The following is a 21,402-nucleotide window of genomic DNA, read 5'->3' on the forward strand; positions in this document are numbered from 1 at the left end:
ATCAGGCGTGCGCCTCGTTCAGCTTGGTGCGGCGGCGTTGGCGCCACCAGCGCAGTCCCGGCATCGCCAGCATCAGCACGGCCATCAGCCACAGAATGATCGTGATCGGGCTACCCCAGAGGATGCCGAGATCACCCGCCGAAATCGACAGCGCGCGGCGCAGGTTGTCTTCCATCATCTCGCCGAGCACGAAGCCCAAAATCAACGACGACAGAGGGAAATCCAATTTGCGCAACAGGTAACCGAACACCCCGAGGCCGACCATCAAGACCAGGTCGAAGGTGGTGCTGTGCACCGAATACACACCGACCAGGCTGATTGCCGTGATGGCTGGTACCAGTACCCAGTTGGGCACGCTGAGCATCTTGGCGAACAGCCCGACCAGCGGAATGTTCATCACCAGCAGAATCACGTTGCCGATGAACAGCGAGGCAATCAGACCCCAGACCACGTCCGGCTGCTGCTCGAACAGCAGCGGGCCAGGGGTGATGTTGTACAGGGTCAGCGCGCCGATCATTACCGCAGTGGTGCCTGAGCCGGGCACGCCGAGGGTCAGCATTGGAATCAGCGAGCCGCAGGCGGAGGCATTATTGGCCGCTTCCGGAGCGGCCAGACCACGCAGGTCGCCTTCGCCAAACTTGCCACTGGCACCGGCCATGCGCTTCTCGCTCATGTAGGTCATGGCGCTGGCGATGGTGGCGCCGGCACCGGGCAGGGTGCCGATGACGAAGCCCCCCAGAGCGCTGCGTACCATGGTCCAGAAGGTCAGGCAGAACTCCTTGAAGTTGAACAGCAGCCGGCCGCTGGCCTTCACTGCTTTCTGCCCGTTGTGGGTCTTTTCCAGCATCAGCAACACTTCGCTGACGCTGAAGAAACCGATCACCACGATGACGAACTGAATGCCATCGGAAAGGCTGACGCTGCCGAAGGTGAAGCGGTACACGCCGGTCGTCGAGTCCACGCCAACAGTGGCCAAGCCAAGGCCGATCAGCGCCGCCATCAGCGTTTTCACCGGTTTGTCACCGACCATGCCGCCAAGACAGGCAATGGCGAAAATCATCAGCACGAAATATTCCGCCGGGCCGAATGCTACCGCCCATTTGGCCAGCAGCGGGGCGAACAACACCACGCCGCAGGTAGCGATGATGCTGCCGATGAACGAGCTGACCGCAGAAAGAGACAGCGCGATACCGGCCTTGCCCTGACGCGCCAGCGGGTAGCCGTCGAGAGTGGTCATGACCGCGGCGGCATCGCCCGGCACGTTGAGCAGGATCGCCGAAATACGCCCGCCATATTCGCAGCCCAGGTACACCGCAGCGAGCAGGATCAGCGCGGTTTCCGGCGGCAGGCCCAAGGCAAAGGCCAGTGGCAGCAGTAGGGCAACGCCATTGATCGGACCGAGCCCTGGCAAGAGGCCGACGATGGTGCCAACAAAGGCGCCGAACAGCGCTACCAGCAGATTGGTCGGTCGAGTGGCGACGTCGAAGCCGTGGAACAAGAAATTCAGAGTTTCCATTTCAGCTCTCCAGCAAGCGCAGCACGCCAAGCGGCAGCGGTACGTCCAGCAATAGATCGAACAGGCCGTAGAGCAACAGGCCCAGCAACGCGCCACTGATGACGCAAGGCCAGAGCCGGCCATTGAACAGCAGGCCAAGGGCGAAGCAGGCCAGTGCTGTGGTGATGACGAAGCCGAGCTTTTCGAACAGCAGCGCATACGCCAGCAGCACCAGCACGCAGAGTAGGGCTCGCCTGGCCATCGCCCAGTCGAACGGTGGCGTCGGATCGCCGTGTGGTTTGCACAGCAGCCAGAGCGCGCCGCAGGCCATCAGAAACAGCAGCAGCAGCGGATAAGCTCGCGGGCCGACCGGGTCGTAGGCGAAGGGCGCCTCGAAACCCCAGGCGAGCAGCGCAAGACCGGCGCAGGCGAGTAGCCACGCCGCGGCAAAGACACGAACGTACATGGTGAATTACCTCGAAGGGAGCGGGCAGCAGCTCCTGTCTGGAAGCTGCCGCCAGCAGGGTGTTACTTGACCAGGCCGAACTCGCCGGCGAGCGCCTTGTACTCCTTGACCTGCTTGTCGACGAACGCTTTGAGCTCGTCGCCGGTCATCGTCAGCGGGAACAGGTCGCGCTGTTCACGCAGCTTGGCGAAATCTTCATCGGCTAGCAGCGTGTCGAACTGGGTCTTCCACCAGTTGAAGTCCTCGTCGCTGACTTCCGGGCCCATGTAGAAACCGCGGATCACCGGCCAGCTGATGTCGAAGCCCTGTTCTTTTGCGGTTGGGATCTCGCTCATCTTGCCCGGCAGGCGCTCGTCCGAAAGCACCGCGAGGATGCGAATTTTGCCGGCTTCGAGCTGCGGCGCGACCTCGCCCAGGCCGCTGCTGGTGACCTGCACGTGGCCACCGAGCATCGCGGTGAGGGTTTCACCGCCGCCCTCGAAGGCCACATAGCGCAGCTTCTTCGGATCCACCCCGGCGGCGCGGGCGATCAGTGCGGTCTGCATCCAGTCCTGGCCGCCGATGGTGGCGCCTGCGCCGAAGACCACGCTGGCGGGATCCTTCTTCACCGCGGCGATGAGATCGTCGAGGTTCTGATAAGGCGCATCTGCACGCACCGAGATGGCGCCGTAGTCGGTGCCGATGCCGGCCAGCCAGCGCACATTGGTTTCGTCATAGCGGCCGAACTTGCCTTGCGCCAGGTTCAGCAGCGAGCCGCTGGAAAACGCCGTGATGGTGGCCGGATCGTCGGCACGCTGGGCTATCACCGCGTTGTAGGCAACCGCGCCGACACCGCCGGGCATATAGGTGACGCGCATGGGGGCTTCAAGCAGCCCTTCATTTTTCAGGCCGCTCTGGGCCAGCTTGCAGGTCAGGTCGAAACCGCCACCAGGCTTGGCCGGGGCGATACATTCGGGGCGCTTGGGCTCGGCCATCAGTTGGCTGGACAGCACCAAGCAGGACGAGAGCAGGGCAAAACGGCGGATTGCAGTTTTCATGTGTGTCTCCTTCGGATTCTTATTGTGGGTGGCTTTTTTTGGGCGGCTCTACCAGATCGGCAGGCTGTAGCTGACGATCAGGCGGTTTTCGTCGGCGTCACGGGCGAAATCGGAACGGAACATGGCGTTGCGCATGCGTACGGCGACGTTCTTCAGTGGCCCGGTCTGGACCACATACTTGAGCTCAATATCGCGCTCCCACTCGCTGCCGTTGCTGCCGCCGGTGTATTCGGCGTTGTCGCCGGAAATATAGCGGGTCAGGAAGGTCAGCCCAGGGACGCCAATCGAAGCGAAGTTATAGTCATAGCGGGCCTGCCAGGAGCGCTCGTCGGCATTGGCAAAGTCGTTGATCTGCACGAAGTTGACCAGGTAGGGATCGCCGCCGTCGATATAGGCGTAACCGGTGTCGCCGTTCATCTGCTGATAGGCGAGGCTGACCTTGTGGCCCCTGAGGCTGTAGCCGACCATGCCGTTCCAGGCCTGGTTGTCGATCTCGCCCGCATTGGCCGCACCGGTGTCGTCGCTGATCATCACACGCAAGTCGGCCGTCAGCGCCGAATCCTCGCCGAGTGGCTGCACCGCCTGCAGATTGAAGAAATGCTGGCGGTAGATGTCGTCGAGTTCCGCCGCGTAGTAGGTGCCGGTGAATCTGTCGCTGAACTCGTACTCGGCGCCAGCGAAGGTCAGGTGATCGGCTTCGGCGGCGCTGTCGAAACGACCGTTCTTGTTGTTGATCTGCAACTCCTGGGAGTTGGTCGAGGCACGGTCGATGACCTTGTCCAGACGGCCACCGCTCAAGGTCAGCCCGGTCACTTCCTGGGACACCAGCATGGTGCCTTCGAATACCTGGGGCAGGGTGCGGCTGTCGCTGGCTTTCACCACTGGCGTTTCGGGAATGTGGCTGCCGTAGCGAAGTTCGGTCTCGGAGATTTTCATCTTGCCGGTCAGCCCGAGGCGGCTGAATTCGTCCGGGGTGCTGCCATCGTCATGCACTGGCAGTAGATCGGTGCCGGTGCGGCCGCCGCCGGAATCGAGCTTGATACCGAGCATACCCATGGCATCGAGGCCGAAGCCGACGGTGCCCTCGGTGAAACCGGATTCAATATTCAGCAGAAAGCCCTGCGCCCATTCTTCGCGCTTGGACTGGCCGGTGCCCTCGCGGAAATCGCGGTTGAGGTAGATGTTCTGGGTTTGCAGGGTCGCGCTGCTGTCTTCGATGAAGTCGGCCTGAGCCATGGGCGCCAGAGAGGCAGCCGCGACGGCGAGCGCAAGACGAGCAAGTGCGGGGTTAGTTCTGACGGCAGTCAGCATCCTGAATCTCCACTATTGTTTTTGTTGTGACGGCGTTGGGCCGTTTCAGGTGGTTCGAGCCACCTGGAAAGCGATGCTAGGCGCCGAAACTTTCGCCAGGCTTTCAGGGTGAAAGCAGCGTGCGGCGTGCCTTGTCGCTACACTGGCGCCCCGTTCCGTGTATGGCAGAGGACAGGCAATGCGGATTCTTCTGGTCGAAGACCATCCCCAGCTCGCTGAAAGCGTGGCTCAGGCGTTGCGCGCGGCAGGCTGGACCCTGGACCTGCTCAATGATGGCGTGGCGGCCGATCTGGCCCTTGCCACCGAGGACTACGCGCTGGCGATTCTCGATGTCGGTCTGCCCCGGCTCGATGGTTTTCAAGTCCTGGCGCGCCTACGCGAACGCGGCAAGACCCTGCCGGTGCTGATGCTCACCGCGCGTGGCGAAGTCACCGATCGCGTGCACGGGCTCAACCTCGGTGCCGACGACTATCTGGCCAAACCCTTCGAACTGTCCGAGCTGGAAGCGCGGGTCAAAGCACTGCTGCGGCGCAGCGTGGCCGGTGGCGAGCGTCAGCAGAGCTGCGGTGCGCTGGTCTATGACTTGGATGCCCGGCGCTTCAGCCTCGACGGGCAACCGCTGAGCCTGACTTCGCGGGAGCAGGCCGTGCTCGAGGCGCTGATCGCCCGACGCGGGCGGGTGATGAGCAAGGATCAACTGGCGGCGCAGGTGTTCGGCCTCGACGAAGACGCCAGCGCCGATGCCATCGAGATCTATATCCACCGTCTGCGCAAGAAGCTGGAGGGTAACGCGGTGCGGATCGTAACCTTCCGCGGGTTGGGCTATCTGCTGGAGGCAGTGGATGCCTGAGGCCGTGCCGTCACATGTCGGGAGCCTGCGCGCCGGGCTGTTGCGCAGGCTGGCGGTGCTGCTGACGTTATTGCTGTTGTTCAGCGGCTGGAGCGCCTACTGGAACGGCCGGGCCGCCGCCGATACTGCTTATGACCGCACCTTGCTGGCCTCTGCCCGCGCCATCGCCGAGGGGTTGGTGGCGAATGACGGGCAGCTGCGCGCCAACGTGCCCTACGTGGCGCTGGATACCTTCGCCTACGACAGCGCCGGACGCATCTACTACCAGGTGCTGGATACCAAAGGCCGCCTGGTAAGCGGCTACGAACATCTCCCAGCGCCAGGCCCCGAGATCCGGCGTACCGATGACTATCCTGCGCTGGCGCGCTTTTATGACGGAGAATTCAAGGGAGAGGGCGTACGTCTGGTCAGTCTATTGCAACCGGTCAGTGAGCCGGAGCTCAACGGCATCGCCGAAATCCGCGTGGCCGAGACGCTTGGTGCCCGCGAGCGCCTGGCGCGCAGTTTGCTCACCGACACGCTTTGGCGAGTGGGTCTGTTGGCGGTCACCGCACTGCTGCTGGTGTGGCTCGCCGTCAGCGCCGCGTTGCGACCGCTGGGCAAGCTCAGCGAGGCGGTGGAGCTGCGCCAGCCTGATGATCTGCGGCCCCTGCCAATGGTGGCTGTACAACGTGAACTAAAGCCGCTGGTGGCTGCGCTCAACCACTTCACCGATCGTCTGCGTGGGCAGTTCGAGCGTCAGGCGCAGTTCATTGCCGATGCAGCCCATGAGCTGCGCACGCCACTGGCCGCGCTCAAGGCGCGCATCGAACTGGGCCTGCGCGAACAGCAGCCGCAGCGCTGGCAGCAGACCTTGGAAGAAGCCGAGGAACATACCGATCGGGTGATTCATCTCGCCAATCAATTGCTCTCACTGGCGCGCATCGAAAGCGGCGCGCAGTCCATCGCCGAAGGCGGCGCGCAGCGTCTCGATCTGAGCCGGCTGGCCCGCGAGCTGGGACTGGCGATGGCGGCGCTGGCGCACAAGCGCGGCGTCGCCTTGGCCTTGGAAGCTGAGCAACCGGTGTGGATCCACGGCGAGCCGACGCTGCTCAGCGAACTGTTGAGCAACCTGCTGGACAACGCCCTGGCGCATACGCCGAATGGCGGAAACGTCGTGTTGCGGGTGAAGGAAGAGGGCGTGCTGGAGGTCGAGGACGATGGTCCGGGGATACCGCTGGCAGAGCGCGAGAAGGTCTTTGCGCGCTTCTATCGAATGCAGCAACAAGGTCCGGGTGCCGGCCTCGGGCTGGCCATCGTCGGCGAAATCAGCCGTGCCCACCGTGCCACCATCGAACTGGATCAGGGCTCGCTGGGGGGCTTGCTGGTCAAGCTGAAGTTTCCGTCGATCCCAGCTGATTCACTCGGCTAACCGCTCGCCGATTTCGTGCCGCTCGGCCGTCACCACTTGATTGCGACCATTGTGCTTGGCCCGATAGAGCGCCGCATCGGCCGCCGCGAGCAGTTGCGCCGGGGTGCTGGTCATGGGTGGCTGCAACGTCGCCATGCCGATGCTGACGGTCAGGTCGAGGCGGGTATCGCCGCAAGTCGGGTGCAGTTGCGCCACCGCCGCGCGAATCCGTTCGGCCTGCTCACCCGCCTGGAGGCCATCCATGCCCGGCAGTGCGATGGCGAACTCCTCACCGCCGTAGCGCGCTACCAGATCGCCGGCGCGCTGGCCGTGCTGCTTGAGCGTGGCGGCGACCAGACGCAGGCACTTGTCGCCCAAGGCATGGCCGTAGTGGTCGTTGACCTGCTTGAAGCGGTCGATATCCAGCAGTAACACCGACAGCGGCATCTCGATGCGCTGCGCACGGCGGACTTCCTCATCGAGCATCAGGTCGAAGTGTCCGCGGTTGTAGAGTTGCGTCAGCGCATCGGTGACGCTCATGCGGGTCAGCTGCTCGTTGACCAGTTCCAGGCCGCGCTTGGCATCTTCCAACGCACGGGTTCGCTCATAGACTCGTGCTTCCAGGGCCTCGTTGGCGCGCATCTGGATGTCCAGCGTCTGCTGCTGCGCGCGCAGGCGCGACTCGCGCTCCTGGGCGAGCGCCTCGGAGGCCTGCAGCGCGCTGTTCTGTGCTTCGATACGGCGATCACGCTCGAAATTGATGCGCTCGGCCAGCGCCATCGACAGCAGTACGAATTCGGTGAACATGCCGATCAGTTGGCCATTCAACGTCAGCGCATTCAGCGGTAACAGCCCTTCCAGCGCGAGCAGATGGGCGATGGTGAAGATCAGCAACGTCGACCAGGCGATGGTGAACAATCGGGCCGACGCATTGCCGCGAATCCACAGGTTGATCGTCGCCGCCATGGTCAATACACAATGGATCAGCGCGACCGTCTCGATCGCCATATAGCGCGTCAGCGCTGGCGCGAGCAGTGTCGCCAGAATCACCGCTCCCCAGTAGGCCATCAGCAGCAGCGTCACCTGCCAGACCCAGCCGCCGTAGTGTCGGATACCGAGGAAGCGGCTGGCGAAAACCAGGGGAGTAAAGAAGCACAACGCCGCTGAAAGGCCGTAAAAGCGACGGGAAAATTCCGGCATCTCCGGCCATAAGAACAGCTGGCCAAAACCGGTGATCGTCAGCACATAGAACAGCGCGCTGAGCAGATAGATGACGTACAGCAGATAGCTGACGTCGCGGGTGAACAAGAACAGGCTGCTGTTGTAGAGCAGAATCACCAGCATGCCGCCGAAAAACAGGCTGATCATCGCTATGTCGGCGACCTTGTTCGCGGCGAATCCCGCCTCGTCGGCGATGACCAGTGGCAGGGCGATCAGCTCGTTCGATTGCACATGCATATACACCACCGCGCGTTCACCGCGCAGCTCGAGCGGGTAGACGAAATTGTGCTCAGCCAGCGGCCGTTCGTTCATCGGCACCGTATCGCCCGCCCGCATCGACGGGCCCCACTGATCGCGAGCCGGATAGAACAGACGCACGCGGACGTTATCCAGCACCGGCCATTTCAGGCTGAGATACCAAGCGCTGGTCGGCGCGGCGGTGCTGTCTAGCGTGAAGCGCAGCCACACGCCGTCTCTTTGCTTATACAGGTTGGGTTTTTCCAATGGCTGCCAGGCCCAATCTGCGGCACGGACGGTTTCGAAGTCTGCCTCGCTGTGGCCGGAGACGTATTCGACGATGCTGGTCTGCAAGTGGGCGCCGTGCTTGCTGTCTACGGTAGGCGCAACGCTAGCTGCGGCTTGACCGCAAAGGCAGGCAAGCAGGATAAAAAGACGAGAGATCAACAGCCGATGGCAACGCATTTGGCTAGCCCTAATTGATGCCCGCGGGCATAGAAGATGCGGGCTGTGCTCAATGACTTGAGTCAGGAATGTGGCGCCAAAAACAATACGTTTAATGCAGCCTTGGCGCTACCACCAAACGCTGACGCCGGTCGGATCGTTGGTCGTAATTTTCAGGTCATGGCTTTTTTCAGGGCGTTGCTCGCGAAATCCGATGGCCTGCTAGACTCCGAACTTCTCGCGAAGGCTCACGAGGCAGCGCGAGGCAATCCAAAACAACCAATAAGGAGTGAATCCATGAAAGGCAAATCCTTGGCATGGATATTTTCCGCCGCATTGGCGGGGACTGGGCTGAGCGGTATGGCTCAGGCGCAAGAGCAGTTCGTCACCATCGGTACCGGTGGGCAGACTGGCGTTTATTATGTTGCCGGTCAGTCGATCTGCCGCTTCGTCAACCGTAACGCCGAGAATCTCAAGTGCAACGCCCCAGCCAGTGGCGGCGGTGTGGCCAACGTCAATGGTCTGCGCAGCGGCGAGTTCAATTTCGGCATCATGCAGTCGGACCACCAGTACAAGGCGATGGAAGGCCTCGCGCCTTTCGAGAAGGAAGGCGCGATGGACGACATCCGCGCAGTCTTTTCCCTGCAGAGTGAAGTGTTCACCGTACTGGCGCGCCGTGACGCCAACATCAAGAGCCTGGATGATCTCAAGGGCAAGCGCGTCAACATCGGCAACCCCGGTTCCGGCCAGCGCGACACGCTGGAAGAGATCATGAAAGAGAAGGGTTGGGATCAGTCGGTCTTCAGCCTCGCCGCGGAACTCAAGCCGGCCGAACTGGCCAGCGCTCTGGGTGATAACAACATCGACGCCATGACCTACTTCGTCGGTCACCCCAATGGCGCGATTCAAGAAGCCACCACCACGGTAGACGCGGTCCTGGTGCCAATCACCGGCCCGGAAATCGACAAGCTGCTGGCTGAGAAGAGCTACTACACCAAGGCCGAAATCACCGGCGGCATGTACAAGGGCAACGACGAGCCGACCCAGTCGATTGGTGGCAAGGCGGTCCTTTCGACCACTTCCAAGGTCGATGCAGACGTCGTCTACAAGCTGGTCAAATCGGTGTTCGAAAACATCGAGCGTTTCCAGCGTCTGCACCCGGCATTCAAGGATCTCAAGCCGGAAGACATGATCAAGGTCGGCCTGTCCGCGCCTCTGCATGAAGGTGCCGAGCGCTACTACAAGGAACGTGGCTGGATGTAACGGCCTGCTAGGCTTGCTGCATCGATGCGGCGGGCCTTGCTCCGTGACATTCACTGAAAACCCGTGAGCCCAACGCCACGGGTTTTTGTGGTTCCGTTAGTTTGAAAAACAGGCCTCATTTTCATGCAAGACAATCAACTGTCCACTGAAGAGCTCGTCGCCAAAGACGTCGGCGCACGACTGCCCGAAGGCTCCATGGCGAAACTGATAGCGGGCCTGGCCCTGCTCTGGTCGCTGTTCCAGCTGTGGATCGCCTCGCCGTTGCCGTTCATGCTGCGCACCGGCGTCTTCAACAACACCGAAGCCCGGTCGATTCATTTGGCGTTCGCCCTGCTTTTGGCGTTTCTGGCATATCCCGCTTTCAAACGCTCGCCGCGAGATCGCGTGCCCCTGATTGATATCGCGCTGGGGCTGATTGCCGCTGCGAGTGCCGGTTACCTCTTCATCGCCTACGAACAGCTTGCCCAACGGCCGGGCAACCTGACCACGATGGATCTGGTCACGGCCTGTATCGGTATTCCGTTGCTGCTGGAGGCCACCCGCCGCGCGCTGGGTCCGGCCCTGGCGATCATTGCATTGGTGTTCCTCGGCTACAGCCTGGCGGGGCCGTACATGCCCGGTCTACTGGCGCATCGAGGGGTCAGCTTCACGGCCCTGGCCAATCACCAGTGGATCACCACCGAAGGCGTCTTCGGTATCGCCCTTGGCGTTTCCACCAGTTTCGTTTTCTTGTTCGTCCTGTTCGGTGCGCTGCTCGAGCGTGCCGGCGCGGGGCACTATTTCATTCAGTTGGCCTTCAGCCTGCTCGGCCATTTCCGTGGCGGCCCGGCGAAGGCGGCGGTCGTGGCGTCAGGCATGACCGGTCTGATTTCCGGCTCCTCGATCGCCAACGTGGTTACCACCGGCACCTTCACCATTCCCATGATGAAACGCACCGGGTTCTCCGCTGAAAAGGCCGGAGCGGTGGAAGTGGCGTCCTCGGTGAACGGCCAGATCATGCCGCCGGTCATGGGTGCCGCGGCCTTCCTGATGGTCGAGTATGTGGGCATTCCCTATGTCGAGGTGATCAAGCACGCCTTCCTGCCAGCACTGATCTCCTACATTGCTCTGGTCTACATCGTACATCTCGAGTCGCTCAAGCTGGGTCTCACTGCCCTGCCGCGGGCCAACGTGGCCAAGCCGTGGGTGCAGCGGCTGATCGGGTTCGCCTTTGGCGCTGCCCTGATTTCCGGCATTTCGCTGGCCGTCTATTACGGTCTTGGCTGGATGAAACCGGCCCTCGGCGACGCGGCGATCTGGGTAATCGGGGCGCTGCTGGTGGCGGTTTACCTGGCACTGTTGAAAGTCGCTGCGAGCAACCCGCCGCTGCCGCCGGAAGATCCCGACGCGCCAATCGAGAAGCTGCCGCAGACACGTCCGGTGCTGCTGGCAGGCCTGCATTTCCTGCTGCCGGTGGTCGTGCTGGTGTGGTGCCTGATGGTCGAACGGCTGTCGCCCGGGCTGTCGGCCTTCTGGGGCTCGGTGATACTGGTCATCATTCTATTGACCCAGCGACCGCTGCTCAGCTGGATGCGCCGCGACGGCACCCACCAGCATGGCACGTTCATGGATGGCCTGGTCGACCTGCGTGAAGGCCTGATCGCTGGCGCGCGCAACATGATCGGTATCGGCATCGCGACCGCTGCGGCGGGGATCATCGTCGGCGCGGTTTCGCAAACCGGTGTCGGTCTGGTGCTGGCCGATCTGGTCGAGCTGCTGTCGATGGGCAATCTGATGTTGATGTTGCTGCTCACCGCCTTCCTCAGCCTGATCCTCGGCATGGGGCTGCCGACCACTGCCAACTACATAGTGGTGTCGAGCCTGCTGGCGCCAGTGGTAGTGGCGCTGGGGCAGCAGAGCGGCTTGATCGTGCCGTTGATCGCGGTGCATATGTTCGTCTTCTACTTCGGCATCATGGCCGACGTCACGCCGCCCGTTGGTTTGGCTTCGTTCGCTGCCGCCGCGGTATCCAAAGGCGATCCGATCAAGACCGGCATCGTGGCCTTCTACTACAGCCTGCGTACCGCGGCGTTGCCCTTCCTGTTCATTTTCAACACCGACCTGTTGCTGATCGACGTGGATTTCTGGCACGGCGTAGTGGTCTTCATCATCGCGACGGTGGCGATGCTGATTTTCGCGGCGGGCACCCAAGGCTACTTCCTGGTGCGTAGCCGCTGGTACGAGAACGTCCTGTTGCTGCTGGTCGCCTTCACGTTGTTCCGCCCAGGCTTCTGGATGGACATGGTGCACGATCCCTATCGCGACATTCCTCCGTCACAGCTGGTCCAGGCGATGGAAATGGTCGACGAGGACAGCCAGCTGCGCCTGCGCATACGCGGCGAAGATGCTGTCGGTGACATGCGCGAGTTCAGTCTGCTGGTCGCTATTCCTGATGGCGAAACGGGTGAAGAGAAACTGGAAAAGTTCGGTCTGATGACCTACGAAGAAGGCGGCAAGGTGTTGGTTGACAGCGTGACCTTCGGCAGCCCCGCCGCCGAGCTGGGTCTGCAGTTCGATCAGGAAATCCTCGCGGTGCGCGCACCCACCGATCGTATCGCCAAGGAGTGGATGTGGTTGCCCGGTCTTGCACTGTTCGGGCTCATTGTCTGGCTGCAGCGACGACGCAGGCTGCGCTGATAGATCGCTGAATGACTTACCCCGGCATGTCCTGCATCGCCGGGGTTTTTTCTGTCTGCCGGTCCATGAATGTTCTCGCCTGCACGCACCGCAACGCGCCCAAGGCCTGAAAGCAAAGCTCGGATCGCAGCCTGTTCAGGCCGGTTTGCCGGGGAGCTGACGCTCCACGGCATGCACCTCGCACTCCGTCTCGGTCAGCGGACGACCCTTGCCGCTGCCCGGACCTTCCAGCGCTGCATAGGCGGCGCTGCAGAACAGCGAATTCAGGCGCTTCATATCGGCGATCAGCTCCAGATGGGCGGCGCTGGTCTCGATACTTTCGACCACCTGTTGGTGCAGCCGATGCACATGGGCGTGGGCCAACTCGCGCTCGCGCTTGCGGAATTGGCGTTTTTGCTGCAAGAGCTGCCGCGCACTGTGCGAGTCGCCGGACAGGAACACTGACAGGCCCAGCGAGAGGTTGGCGCTGAGCAGCGCGTGCAACTGGCCGAGCTCATCCAGCCCGCTATCGGAGAAGGAGCGGCGCTTGGAGGTCTTGATGTTCTGCACCTTGCCGAGCATGTGCTCGATGATATCCCCAGCCTGCTCCAGATTGATCGCCAGCTCGATGATTTCCGCCCAGCGCCGGCTTTCCTGCTCGGCCAGATCTTCTCGCGGCATGCGTGCCAGATAGAGCTTCACCCCGCTGTAGAGTGCGTCGACGTCGTCGTCCAGGCGACGGATTTCCTCGCCAGGTTCCGGCCGATCCTCGCGTAGCACCTCCAGCAGGCGCGCCAGCATGGTTTCCACTAGATCGCCGATGCGCAGGGTTTCGCGCACTGCATTGGCCAGCGCCAGGCTCGGTGTATCCAAAGCCGTGGGGTCGAGGTGGCGTGGCTGGGCGATGCCATTATCCAGCGCACGCTCCGGCAGCAGCCATTCGCAGAGACGCGCCATCAGGCCCACGGTCGGCAGCAACAGCAGGCAGCGCAGCGAGTTGTAGGCCAGATGAAAGGCGATCACATCGGTCTCTGCGCTGTACCCGAGCGTACCGATCCAATCCACCAGCACCGGCAGGAAGGGCAATACCAGCAGCCCGGCGAGCTTGTAAAGCAGATTGCCCAGCGCCACCCGACGAGCCGGTATCGGTTGCGGGCTGGCGTTGAGCCAGGCCAGCACGCCGCTGCCGACATTCGCGCCGATGACCACGCCGAGGGCCACCGGCAGGCTGATCAGGCCGGCGCTGGCCAGGGTTGCTGTGAGCAGCACGGCTGCAAGGCTGGAATAGGAGAGCAGCGCGAACACCGCACCCACGACCACGGCCAGCAGCGTGTCGCCGGTCAGCGACGAGAACAGCACGCGCATGCCGCGCGCTTCGGTGATTGGCTCGGCAGTCAGCACGATCAGCTGCAAGGCGAGGATGATCAGGCCCAGCCCGATCAATACGCGGCCAAGCTGGCCGGCGCGGGTCTGTTTGCGTGACAGAAACAGGCAAACCCCGACCAGTGTGAACAACGGCGACAACCAGGACAGATCGAACGTCAATACCCGAGCCATCAACGCCGTGCCGACATCCGCGCCGAGCATGATCGCCAACGCGGTAGGCAGCACCATCAAACCCTGGGCGACGAACGAAATAGCCAGCAGCGCGGTGGCATTGCTGCTCTGCACCAGCGCCGTGACGCCGATGCCGGCGCTGAACGCCAGCGGTGCATTGGCCATGCTGTGGCCCAGCAGCCGGCGCAAATGCGAGCCATAGACCCGCATGATGCCGGTGCGCACGATATGCGTGCCCCAGACCAGCAGAGCGATGGAAGAAAGCAGGTGCAACAACGTCAGCATCAGGTTTAGGTTCCGGGTGTTCATCTATCAAAACGGGCACAGCTAAACGCGCGGAGGGTAAGCAGAGAGCTGTGAGGGTATATGAAGGTGGACCACGGCTGAGAGGCGGCCGTTCACGAGTTTGTCACAGTGGCTGCGCCGCTGCTGTAGCAACGCTCGCGGCACGGCGCGCTGAGTCCGGACGACATATAGGCCTATCCTAGTGAAGCAGTCGTCTGCGACACAGTTTGTCGCGCCAGTGTCGCAGACTGGTCCGGTTGCTCGCTCCTGTCGCGGGTGGCCTGTAACCTACTCATCTCATTTCGACGCGGCCCGCCCATGCTCAGCCTTTACCACGCACCCGATCTGGAAACCCTCGGCGAACTGGCCACGCGTTTGCTCGCCCAGCCGCTCAGCGACCCCTTCGCGCCAGCGCTGGTGGTGGTGCCGAGCCAGGGCATGGGCCGCTGGTTGACCTTGGAGCTGGCGCGCAAACAGGGCATCGCCATGCAGCTGGAGATGCAGCTGCCGGCCAAGTTCGTCTGGGACCTGAGCCGCGCGGTGCTGGGCAGCCTGCCGGAGCAATCGGCGTTTTCTCCTTCGACCCTGACCTGGCGCCTCTATGGCTGGTTGTGCGAGCCGGCCAATCTCGAGCTGGCGCCCCGTCTAGCGCAATATCTGGATGGCGGTGACGAGCGCCGTCGCCTCTCCTTGGCAGCGAAAATCGCCGATACCTTCGACCAATACCTGCTCTATCGCGATGATTGGCTGGCGGCCTGGGAGCGCGGCGAGACGCTGGCGCTCGGTCCCGACGAAGCCTGGCAGGCGCTGCTCTGGCGCGAGCTGACCAAGGACGGCCATCCGCACCGCGCACGCCTGCTCGACGACCTGCTGCAGCGACTCTATCGTGACGAACCCTTGCCTGGCCTGCCCGAGCGCTTGCTGGTGTTCGGCATCAGCAGCCTGCCCCCGCACCACCTGCGCGTGCTCGATGGCCTGGCACGGCATATCGACGTGGTCATCTGCGCACTCAACCCGAGCCGCGAAGCCTGGGGCGAGATTCGTGACATTCGGGAGTTGGCTAGGCAACCCGAGAGCGGGGCGGAGGACTGGTATCTGGACGTCGGCCATCCGCTGCTGGCGAGTTTGGGCAAGCAGGGTCGCGACTTCTTCGACTCGCTGTTCAGCCTTGCGACGAGCGAAGGCAGCCAGGAGATCGGCCTGTATTCCGAAGACGAAGATCTGCGCGATGACAGCCTGCTGCATGCACTGCAGAACGACATCCTGCGCCTGCGCACCCGTCTGCCCGACGAGCGCATGACGTTGGCGGAAGATGACCGATCACTGGAAGTGCATATCGCCCATTCGCCGCTGCGCGAAGTGGAAATTCTTCACGATCAACTGCTGGCCCGCTTCGCCGTCGATCCAGCGCTGAGTCCGGATCAGGTGGTGGTGCTAACCCCCGATATCGAACGTTACGCCCCTTTTATCGAAGCGGTCTTCGCACCGCGCGAAGGCATTCCGCGGATTCCCTACAGCCTCGCCGACCGCAGCCTGCGCGCCGAGTTGCCGCTGATCGAAGCCTTCCTCGAATTGCTGATGCTCGCGCAGAGCCGTTTCGCCGCCGAGGAAATCCTCGCCTGGCTGGAGCAGCCGGCTATCGCCCGTCGCGCCGGTATCGAAAGCGAAGACCTGCCGCTGCTGCGTGACTGGCTGCGCGAGGCGGGCGTGCGCTGGGGCCGCGACGGCGGCCAGCGCGCGCGCCTGGGCTTGCCGGACGAATCGGCCTTCACTTGGCGTCAGGGGCTGGATCGCCTGCTGCTGGGCTTTGCCGCACCGCCGCAACTGGCTGGCAATAGCGCGCCGCTACTCGGCGAGCATTGGCCCCTGGACGCGCTGGAAGGCGCGCGCGGGCAATTGTTGGGACGGCTGGTGGAATTCATCGAGCGCCTCGGCAAGCTGGCCGATCAGTTGGCCCGACCACGCCCGCTGGCCGAGTGGGCGGATGATCTGCAATCGCTCATCGACAGCCTGTTCGACGAACGCGAGGCCGGCGACACCTTGCTATTGCTGTCCCAGGCTTGTGCCTCGCTGCGCGACCAGGCGCAGGCCGCCGACCTGACACGCCCCATCGAACTGGAACTGGTGCACCAGCAGCTCAGCGCCGTGCTACAGCACGGCGGTGGCGCCTCGGGTTTTCTCACCGGCGCGGTGACCTTCTGCACCATGGTGCCGATGCGCAGCCTGCCGTTTCGCGTGGTCTGCCTGCTCGGCCTGGATGACGGCGCTTTTCCGCGACGTACACCGCCGTCCGGCTTTGATTTGATCGGCCGTCATCCGCGTCGCGGCGATCGTGCGCGGCGACTGGATGATCGTTACCTTTTGCTGGAAACCCTGCTCTCTGCGCGCGAGGCGCTGTACCTGTCATATGTCGGTCGCGATCCGCGCGACAACGCCGTGCTGCCACCCTCGGTGCTGCTCAGCGAAGTGCTCGAAGCGGTGGACATGACCGCCGTCTGTAGCAGCGAGCGTGCTCGCGAATCTGCCAGCGCCGATGCCTCCCAGTCGAAAGCGCCCAAGGCCAGCGAGAAGATCCTCATCGCGCATCCGCTACAGCCGTTCTCGCCGCGCAACTTCGGCGATGCGGCCTGCGCTGGTTTCTCGTTGCCCTGGTTCCGCGCGGCTCAGCGCCTGGCCGAATCACCGCAGACCCAGCCGCAGCCATTCGCCAGCCTGCTCGCCGAACCTGACGAAGCCTGGCTGACCATCGAGCCGTCGCAGCTGTTGCAGTGCTTCCGTCATCCGGCGCGCTTCCTGCTCGAACAGCGTCTCGGGTTGCGCCTGGCCGATACCCAGGAATCGCTCGCCAGCGACGAACCCTTCGACCTGGAAATGCCCGCCTGGAACGGCTTGCGACGCTTGTCGCTGCAGGCGCTGGAACACGGCTGGAACGACGAGGAGGAGCGCCGCATGGCCTGCGCGGCGGGCTGGCTGCCCACCGGCGAATTGGGGCAGGCGCTGTGGGGCAAGCTGCGCGGGCCGGTGCGCGCCTTCGCACCGCGATTGTTCGAATTGCGCCCCGACGCGGTGCCCGAACCGCTGGCGGTCGACATCACCCTAGCGGGTGTCAGGGTGCACGGCTGGCTCGATGGCGTGACCCCGAGCGGGCTGTTCAGCTGGAAGCTCGGGCGTCTCGGCGAATGGGATTTGCCGCCGTTCTGGCTGCGCCATCTACTGCTCAATCTGTCGGCCACGACGAGCATCGAACGCAACAGCCTGATGCTCTCGCCGGCCGGCGACTGGCAACTGGGCCCGCTGACGAACGCAGCGCAGTTGCTCGAACCCTGGCTCGCCGCCTATCGCTGCGCGATCCGTGAACCGCTGCCGCTGTTACCGCGCAGCAGCCATGCTTTCGCCAAGGGCTATCGCAAGCCGGCCCGTGGCAGCGAACCGCTCGACTGCGCCCGCAAGCGCGCCCGCGAAGCCTGGCTCGGCGCGGAATTCAGCCCCATCGCCGCCGAGTCGGAAGATCCCTGGAATGCGCTGGCTTACCGCGACCGCGACCCGCTCGATGAACGTTTCGAAACGCTGGCCGAACAGTTGATCGGTCCGGCCTTGGATGCTTTGGCCGATGAGGAGCAAGAAGAATGAAACTCGACCTGCTCGGCTCGCCCTTCGATGGCCGCTCGCTGATCGAGGCCAGCGCCGGCACCGGCAAGACCTGGACGCTGACCGCGCTTTACGCCCGCCTGCTGCTGGAGCGCCAGCTGTCGGTGGGGCAGATCCTGGTGGTCACTTACACCACCGCCGCGACTGCCGAGCTGCGCGAGCGTATCCGCGCGCGATTGGCCGATCTGCTGGCGGTCTATGAAGGCACGCCAAGCGGCGATGACTTCCTCAACCAACTGCACGCCCGTTACCCGGACGAAGCCTCGCGCCGTCGCCTACTGCTGGCGGTGCATGGCTTCGACGAGGCGGCGATATTCACCATCCACGGCTTCTGCCAGCGCGCCCTGCAGGATGCGGCCTTCGAGGCAGGCGGCGATTTCGACAGCGAGCTGACTGCCGATGACCGCGAAATCATCGATGCGCTGCTCGCCGATGCCTGGCGCAGCGAACTGGCCGACGCCGATCCCGCATGGGCGCGTTTCCTGGCCAAGAGCCGGATCACACCGTTGTGGTTGCGCCAGCGTTTGCGCAGTCACCTGGGCAAGCCTTATATGCGGGTCGAACCGCAGGGCGGGGTGGTTGCAGCCGATCTGCGTCCGGCCGAGGCGGCCTGGCAGCGCGCCGCCACGCTCTGGCAGGAGACCGGCAAAGTTTGGGTGGCCGAGCTGTTTGCCCATGGCGGGCTCAGCCAGAGTACGCACAAGAGCATGAAGTTCGAGCTCTGGCGCAGCGAACTCGACGCCTATTTCGCCGACCCGGCAGTAATGTTCGATTTGCCCGACGGTGCCGCGAAGTTCGGCGTGCGCGCCTTGAGCAAGGCCTGCAAGAAAGGCTTCGACGCGCCTGTCTGCGAGCTGGCCCATGCGCTCGACGAGCTGTCCGACCGCGTAGCCGAGGCGCTGCCGGCCGGCAAGCAGCGGCTGATCGCCTTGCAGGTTGCCTTGCTGGAGCGACTCAACCGGGAGCTGCCCGAGCGCAAGGCGGCGCAGCGGCTGCTGGCCTTCGACGACCTGCTCAATCGCTTGGACCAGGCGCTGCAAGGGCCGGTCGGCGAAGACCTAGCCGCCTCGCTGCGCACCACTTATCCGCTGGCGCTGATCGACGAATTCCAGGACACCGACCCGATCCAGTACGCCATCTTCAACCGCATCTACGCCAGGGGCAGCGACGCTTCGCTGTGCTTCGTCGGCGACCCCAAGCAGGCGATCTATGCGTTTCGTGGCGCGGACCTGGCGACCTACATCACCGCGCGAAACCAGGCCGATCGGCCCTACAACCTGCCGATCAACTACCGTTCGACGCCGGCATTGATCGATGCGCTGAACCGGTTGTTCAGCCATCCGCAACCGTTCGCCCAGAGCGACCTGCAATACCCACCGGTGGGCGCCGCCGAGAAACCGCGCGCCAGCCTGCGTCTGGTCGAAGAGGGCGAAGCGGCGCCGTTGTCATTGGTCTGGCTCGGTGACGATCCGCTGGGCAAGGGCGAGGCCGCGCAACTGGCAGCGGGTGACACCGCACGGCGCATCGCCTTGCAGCTGGCGGCGGCTGCAGAGGGCCGTGCGGGCTTTGACGAAAAGGGTGTGTTCAGCCCGCTGAAAGGCGGCGATATCGCTGTGCTGGTGGCCAACCATCGGCAGGCGGGAATGATCGCCGACGAGCTTTCCGCACGCGGCGTACCCAGCGTGCGCCGCGGGCGCGACAGTGTCTGGCGCAGCGAGGAGGCCACCGAGCTCGCCGCGGTGCTGGCCGCCTATGCCGAGCCGGGTCGTGAAGGGCTGCTGCGCTACGCCTTGGCCACGCGTTTGCTGGGCCGCAGCGCCGCCGATCTGGCGCGCTGTCAGGACGACCAGCAACAGTGGGACGCCGAGCGCGAAGCTGCCGAGCGCTATCACCAGCTCTGGCAGCAACAGGGTTTCATGCGCGTGTTCCGTGCCTGGCTCGACGAACAGGCGGTGGCCGAGCGGCTGCTGGCGCGGGTCGATGGCGAACGTCGGCTGACCAACCTGCTGCACCTGGGCGAACTGCTGCAGGCCGAGAGCCTATTGCGCCCCGGTCTCGAACCGTTGCTCGCCTGGTTCAACGCCCAGCGCAGCAGCGAAGGCGCCGGAGAAGAAGCGCTGCTGCGTCTGGAAAGCGATGCGGAGCGGGTGCAGATCGTCACCATCCATACCAGCAAGGGCCTGGAATACCCGCTGGTGTTCTGTCCCTTTCTCTGGGACGGCAAGCTGCTGGGCCAGAACCGCGACAGCGCCCGCTGCCATGACGAGCACGGCCAGCCGCTGCTGGACCTAGGCAGTGGCGAACTAGGGGAAAATCTTGAACGGGCCCGCCAGGAAGTCTTCGCCGAGCAGCTGCGTCTCGCCTACGTCGCCCTGACCCGCGCCCGCGATCGCCTCTGGTTGCATTGGGGGCCGGTGAACCTGTGCAAGCCGAAAAAGGATGGCAGCCTGGCGGATGAAGGCCTGCACACCAGTGCGTTGGCCTGGCTGCTGCACGGCCGTGAACTCCAGGGCGCTCAGCCGTTGACCGAGCTGGGCAATCATCTGGCCGATCTCAACGGCGGCAGCCTGCGCCTGGCCATCGAGCGGCTGGTTCAGCAGAGCGAAGGCAGCATGGCCTGTCTTGCGCTCGAACAGCGCGAAGCCAACGCCCAGGGTCCGGGCCGTGCGGCGCCGCCGCAGCAGTTGTCCCAGCTCAATCGCAGCCTGCACAGCGCCTGGCGGATCGGCAGTTTTTCCGGCTTGGCCGCCGGCATGCACATGGAAGCGCCGGACCGCGACGCCCTGGCGATCCCCGATGCCGGAGAGCCGGGCAGCGGTTTCTTCGCATTCCCTCGCGGTGCCCGTGCCGGTACCTGCCTGCATGCGATTCTCGAAGACTGGGCGCGCGGCAAGGGCGCGCTGCCGGAGCTGATCGAGCCGGCGCTGCAGGCCTATGGTCTGCCGCTGGAGTGGACGGAGGTTGCCTCTGTGCATCTGCAGCAAGTCTTGAACACTGATCTGAACGGCACCGGCCTGACCCTTGCCAGTCTGCAATCCGCGCGGCGGTTGCCCGAGTTGGGCTTCACCTTTCCGGTGCTGGATCTCGACGTGACGCGCTTGCGCACCTTGCTGACCGATCCGGCCAACGGCCTCGCCACGCCACTGCGCGAGGCGGCGGCGCGCCTGGAATTCGACAGCCTCAAGGGCTTTCTCAAGGGCTTCATCGACCTGACCTTCGAACACGACGGTCGCTGGTACATCGCCGACTACAAATCCAACTGGCTCGGCCCGGACGCCAGCTATTACGGCGGCGAGCGACTGCTGCAGGCCCTGGCTGGCGAGCATTACTACCTGCAATACCTGATCTATCTGGTGGCGCTGCGCCGCTTCCTGCGCCAGCGCCTGGCCGATTTTCGCGACGAGCAGTTGGGCGGCGCCTTTTACCTGTTTCTGCGCGGCATGCCCGAGGCCGGCGTTTATTTCGCACGGCCGGATGATGCCTTGCTCGATGCACTGGACCGGTTGTTCGAGGAAGGCAAATGACGACGCAGTCCGCTTCCCT

12 protein-coding genes are annotated in these 21,402 nt (G+C 63.7%); 6 read left to right on the top strand and 6 right to left on the bottom strand.

Annotation, left to right across the window (positions count from 1 at the left end; all coding sequences use genetic code 11):
• Position 1: 1 nt before the first annotated feature.
• The 4 genes from AC2LD7_RS04670 to AC2LD7_RS04685 form a co-directional block, all read right to left on the bottom strand.
• Positions 2-1,516, bottom strand: a complete 1,515-nt coding sequence (locus tag AC2LD7_RS04670; RefSeq protein ID WP_484596689.1) for a tripartite tricarboxylate transporter permease — start codon at positions 1,514-1,516, stop codon at positions 2-4.
• 1 nt (position 1,517) lies between these two features.
• The gene (locus AC2LD7_RS04675; protein ID WP_484596690.1) at positions 1,518-1,961 is read right to left on the bottom strand and encodes a tripartite tricarboxylate transporter TctB family protein; all 444 of its coding nucleotides are present in this window, start codon (positions 1,959-1,961) and stop codon (positions 1,518-1,520) included.
• Positions 1,962-2,023: 62 nt separating this feature from the next.
• Positions 2,024-2,998, bottom strand: coding sequence for a tripartite tricarboxylate transporter substrate binding protein (locus AC2LD7_RS04680; protein ID WP_484596691.1), 975 nt, complete (start codon positions 2,996-2,998; stop codon positions 2,024-2,026).
• 48 nt (positions 2,999-3,046) lie between these two features.
• Positions 3,047-4,309 (bottom strand): OprD family porin, encoded by a 1,263-nt coding sequence (locus AC2LD7_RS04685; RefSeq protein WP_484596692.1) that lies wholly within the window; start codon positions 4,307-4,309, stop codon positions 3,047-3,049.
• A 178-nt stretch (positions 4,310-4,487) separates the two neighbouring features.
• On the opposite strand from AC2LD7_RS04685, the gene AC2LD7_RS04690 reads away from it, so the two are divergent.
• Entirely contained in the window at positions 4,488-5,159 is a 672-nt protein-coding gene (locus AC2LD7_RS04690; protein WP_484596693.1) for a response regulator, read from the top strand.
• Positions 5,152-6,570 carry a sensor histidine kinase gene (locus AC2LD7_RS04695; protein WP_484596694.1) on the top strand — a complete coding sequence of 473 codons (1,419 nt, stop codon included), beginning with the start codon at positions 5,152-5,154 and terminating at the stop codon, positions 6,568-6,570. Before AC2LD7_RS04690 ends, AC2LD7_RS04695 begins: the two co-directional genes overlap by 8 nt.
• Here AC2LD7_RS04695 and AC2LD7_RS04700 read toward each other — a convergent pair.
• Complete coding sequence (locus tag AC2LD7_RS04700) at positions 6,559-8,454, bottom strand: sensor domain-containing diguanylate cyclase (protein WP_484596834.1); 1,896 nt, start codon at positions 8,452-8,454, stop codon at positions 6,559-6,561. The two genes, AC2LD7_RS04695 and AC2LD7_RS04700, sit on opposite strands and share 12 nt — an antisense overlap.
• Before the next feature lie 294 nt (positions 8,455-8,748).
• Here AC2LD7_RS04700 and AC2LD7_RS04705 point away from each other — a divergent pair, with 294 nt between their 5' ends.
• A complete protein-coding gene (locus tag AC2LD7_RS04705) occupies positions 8,749-9,714 on the top strand; it encodes a TAXI family TRAP transporter solute-binding subunit (protein ID WP_484596695.1) in 966 nt (321 codons plus the stop codon).
• 123 nt (positions 9,715-9,837) lie between these two features.
• Positions 9,838-12,390, top strand: a complete 2,553-nt coding sequence (locus AC2LD7_RS04710; protein WP_484596696.1) for a TRAP transporter permease — start codon at positions 9,838-9,840, stop codon at positions 12,388-12,390.
• Between the two features lie 135 nt (positions 12,391-12,525).
• Here the strand turns inward: AC2LD7_RS04710 and AC2LD7_RS04715 are convergent, their stop codons facing one another.
• Positions 12,526-14,211, bottom strand: a complete 1,686-nt coding sequence (locus AC2LD7_RS04715) for a Na/Pi cotransporter family protein (protein ID WP_484596697.1) — start codon at positions 14,209-14,211, stop codon at positions 12,526-12,528.
• Positions 14,212-14,529: 318 nt separating this feature from the next.
• On the opposite strand from AC2LD7_RS04715, the gene recC reads away from it, so the two are divergent.
• Positions 14,530-17,841 (top strand): exodeoxyribonuclease V subunit gamma, encoded by a 3,312-nt coding sequence (gene recC / locus AC2LD7_RS04720; RefSeq protein WP_484596698.1) that lies wholly within the window; start codon positions 14,530-14,532, stop codon positions 17,839-17,841.
• Entirely contained in the window at positions 17,838-21,383 is a 3,546-nt protein-coding gene (recB, locus tag AC2LD7_RS04725; RefSeq protein ID WP_484596699.1) for an exodeoxyribonuclease V subunit beta, read from the top strand. Before recC ends, recB begins: the two co-directional genes overlap by 4 nt.
• Positions 21,384-21,402: the final 19 nt, after the last annotated feature.

The organism is Stutzerimonas sp., from assembly GCF_982611455.1.

Coding starts and splice junctions, on each gene's coding strand:
- AC2LD7_RS04710 (WP_484596696.1), top strand. CDS start 9,838: ATGCAAGACAATCAACTGTCCACTGAAGAGCTCGTCGCCAAAGACGTC.
- AC2LD7_RS04705 (WP_484596695.1), top strand. CDS start 8,749: ATGAAAGGCAAATCCTTGGCATGGATATTTTCCGCCGCATTGGCGGGG.
- AC2LD7_RS04685 (WP_484596692.1), bottom strand. CDS start 4,309: ATGCTGACTGCCGTCAGAACTAACCCCGCACTTGCTCGTCTTGCGCTC.
- AC2LD7_RS04690 (WP_484596693.1), top strand. CDS start 4,488: ATGCGGATTCTTCTGGTCGAAGACCATCCCCAGCTCGCTGAAAGCGTG.
- recC (WP_484596698.1), top strand. CDS start 14,530: ATGCTCAGCCTTTACCACGCACCCGATCTGGAAACCCTCGGCGAACTG.
- recB (WP_484596699.1), top strand. CDS start 17,838: ATGAAACTCGACCTGCTCGGCTCGCCCTTCGATGGCCGCTCGCTGATC.
- AC2LD7_RS04680 (WP_484596691.1), bottom strand. CDS start 2,998: ATGAAAACTGCAATCCGCCGTTTTGCCCTGCTCTCGTCCTGCTTGGTG.
- AC2LD7_RS04675 (WP_484596690.1), bottom strand. CDS start 1,961: ATGTACGTTCGTGTCTTTGCCGCGGCGTGGCTACTCGCCTGCGCCGGT.
- AC2LD7_RS04695 (WP_484596694.1), top strand. CDS start 5,152: ATGCCTGAGGCCGTGCCGTCACATGTCGGGAGCCTGCGCGCCGGGCTG.
- AC2LD7_RS04715 (WP_484596697.1), bottom strand. CDS start 14,211: ATGCTGACGTTGTTGCACCTGCTTTCTTCCATCGCTCTGCTGGTCTGG.
- AC2LD7_RS04670 (WP_484596689.1), bottom strand. CDS start 1,516: ATGGAAACTCTGAATTTCTTGTTCCACGGCTTCGACGTCGCCACTCGA.